General features: G+C 53.7%; 3 protein-coding genes and 1 pseudogene. 1 reads left to right on the top strand and 3 read right to left on the bottom strand.

All coding sequences use genetic code 11. The annotated features are described in order from the left end of the window. A partial coding sequence (locus ABX962_RS34255; RefSeq protein ID WP_372726155.1) for a hypothetical protein occupies nt 1–140 on the bottom strand: 140 nt, incomplete at its 3' end. Between the two features lie 169 nt (nt 141–309). Continuing rightward, nucleotides 310–462, bottom strand: a complete 153-nt coding sequence (locus ABX962_RS34260) for a hypothetical protein (protein ID WP_372726153.1) — start codon at nt 460–462, stop codon at nt 310–312. Between the two features lie 125 nt (nt 463–587). Between ABX962_RS34260 and ABX962_RS34265 the strand changes: the two are divergent. Further along, nucleotides 588–1361 (top strand): annotated as a pseudogene (locus ABX962_RS34265) (XylR family transcriptional regulator); the annotation flags it as partial. Nucleotides 1362–1517: 156 nt separating this feature from the next. Here ABX962_RS34265 and ABX962_RS34270 read toward each other — a convergent pair. Next, nucleotides 1518–2733 (bottom strand): ATP cone domain-containing protein (locus ABX962_RS34270; protein ID WP_372726154.1); only part of this gene is annotated, 1216 nt, incomplete at its 5' end.

The following is a 2733-nucleotide window of genomic DNA, read 5'->3' on the forward strand; positions in this document are numbered from 1 at the left end:
AGCAGCGTTTTGACGCGTTGAGCCAAGGCTTGCGTTTGCTCTTCAAGCGATTCACGCACTCCCCCCAATCGTCCATCGATCGTGGGGCGGATACCGATTTTAGGTAGCTCGCCTTGCCAAACGGTAGTGATGTCCGCCATCGAAAAATCCTTTGTGTAGAGACTTGGAGGTGTAGGGTTTTGTAGGGGGTGTGAAGCTGGCTCGGCGAAGTGCCCAGAAATGAATTTGAACGTGATTCTGTCCGTAGTGCCAGCGAACGGAGTTTGTCTTGACTATGATTTGATTGACTGAAGTGGTGCCACGCGAACCTTATTTCAGGCGGCGAAAATCGCCACGCACTCCGCTATCGGCATTCAAGTCACCAAACGTCTCTGTGAGATTCGCTGCCGCACCGGCCAAACACCCTGCGGCGTGACAACACGGGACGCGGTTCGCCGCGAGCGACTCGGGGCACGATGACACGACCGGCTCAGCCCGTGCGTCCTTGATTCTAAAGCTAATAATACCGGCGATCAATCTTGCTACAATAACGATACGCGACAGATCGTTAATGTTTTGCGTCAATGCTGGAGCACAGATTAACCCTTATGAAGCAGAAATTACGCCCTCAAATCGCTCTCCTTGTCGAGGCGTCTCGTGCCTACGGGCGGGAATTGCTTCGTGGAGTTTCCCATTTCGCTCGAACGCAAGTCAATTGGTCGCTGCTGCACGAAGAGATGTTGCTCGATTCGGCGATGCCGGATTGGATGACCAACACGCGGATCGATGGCGTGATTGCTCGCGTCGATACGCATACGATCGAGCCGCTGCGAAAATTGAATGTGCCGATGGTCGATGTTCGCTGCAATCGAAAATTTACAGGCGTTCCCCAAGTCGAAACCGACAATCGCCGTGTTGCCGAATTGGCGCTCGAACATCTTTGGAATCGCGGATTTCGTCGCTTTGCGTTTTGTGGGTTTCGGTTTGCATCCTATTCCGAAACACGGCTGAACTATTTTCGCGAACTCGTCACCCAGGCGGGCTGTCCGTTCGAGTTCTATCAATCCGAAGGAAAGCCAGGCACTCCGCTGATGGGACTCGAACGCGCCGATGTCAAAGACATGGAGCGGATGTCCGAGTGGCTACGGACGCTGCAGCGTCCCACTGGTTTGTTCGTTTGTAACGACATCCGCGGACAACAGGTGCTCAACGCATGCCGCAAAGTCGATATCGCCGTTCCTGATGACATTGGTGTCATCGGTGTCGATGATGATGACGCGATTTGTTTGATGTGCGATCCACCTCTGACCAGCGTTCGGCCGGATGCATCGCGGGTCGGTTATCGTGCCGCAGAACTGCTGCACGAAATGCTGAACGGGTTGCAACCCGAATCCGAGATCGAGTTCATCCCGCCCACGGCAGTTTCCGAGCGTTTGTCGACCGAAGTGGTCGCAGTCGATGATATCGAACTTGCGAAAGTTTGCCGATTCATTCGTCTTCACGCTTGTGACGGGATTAACGTCAACGATGTCACCCAATCAACATCGCTGTCGCGGCGGCAATTGGAACGTCGTTTTCGCGAGGTGCTGGGCCGAACCCCTCACGAACAAATCATGACAACTCAGATCGAGCGGACCAAGCAACTGCATCACGCGCTGGGCCCGAAGATAGGCATCCTGCCGCTTGAAATCGTTTCGGTAGCGCTCGATCGCTTCGGGGAAATAGTGAAACAGCTTGGTCTTCAGCACCGGAAACTCATACGGCATGGCACTGTTGACCACAAAGTCCACATTTCCAATGAACGGAATGATGTATTGCAGTTCACTTTTGCGAACGTAGTGCCAATGGGTCAATGTCTCCATGACGCCGTGGTTCCGGCTCCAGCTGTCGCGAATCATGCGCCGCATCAGACGATGATCCGCCCAGCGCATGAATTCATCTTCATCCGTTCGCAACTGCCCGAGTGTTTCGATATAGAGCCGGAACTTATGCGCGTCTGGCACGCTCCGCGTCATATCGGAGTAGAGCCCGTGCAGGCAATCCATCAATAGTATTTCATCCTCTTCCAGCTGCATCTCATGGACATTGAGCGTGCGCTTGCCTGAATGAAAATCATAGTGCGGCGTCTTGACCTTTTTGCCGTCCAGCAGCTGTTCGAGGTGATCGTTAATCAGCTCAATATCCAACGCCTGCGGGGTCTCATAGTCGTAGTCGCCGAATTCATCCTTCGGGTGCATTTCGAGATCAAAGAAATAGTTGTCGACATTAATGGCCTTCAGCTTTTTTCCCTGGGTCGACAATTGCTCTTCAATCTTGATGGTCGTTGTGGTTTTGCCGGATGACGAAGGGCCCGCAACAATGATGAGTCGGACTCCATCGCCATGATCCAACATGCGCTTGCTCGCGGCCCTGCATTCATTGGCATATCTTTGCTCGCAGGCCATCACCAGTTCCGGATAGGCCCCCTCTTCGATAATCCGGTTTATGCCTTCCACAGACTCACAGCCATGCTCGATGTTCCAGCGCAGCACCTCGTAGATGAGCTTATAGGGAATATTATCGGTCGCCTCGACAGCGCCACGTTTGGCTTCGCGCACTTCGGTGCGCTTTTGCCGGTACAGGATGTAGGCGCGAGCGGTTTTAATATGCCCGCTCTCCATCAGCACGGCTTCCACGATATCCTGAAGGTCTTCAACCGTGGGGATCTGGTCCGCATAGCTTTCAGCCGTGCGTTTCTCCACCAACCGGGATAGC

This window comes from Novipirellula sp. (assembly GCF_041583735.1).
Taxonomy (GTDB): Bacteria; Planctomycetota; Planctomycetia; order Pirellulales; family Pirellulaceae; genus Novipirellula.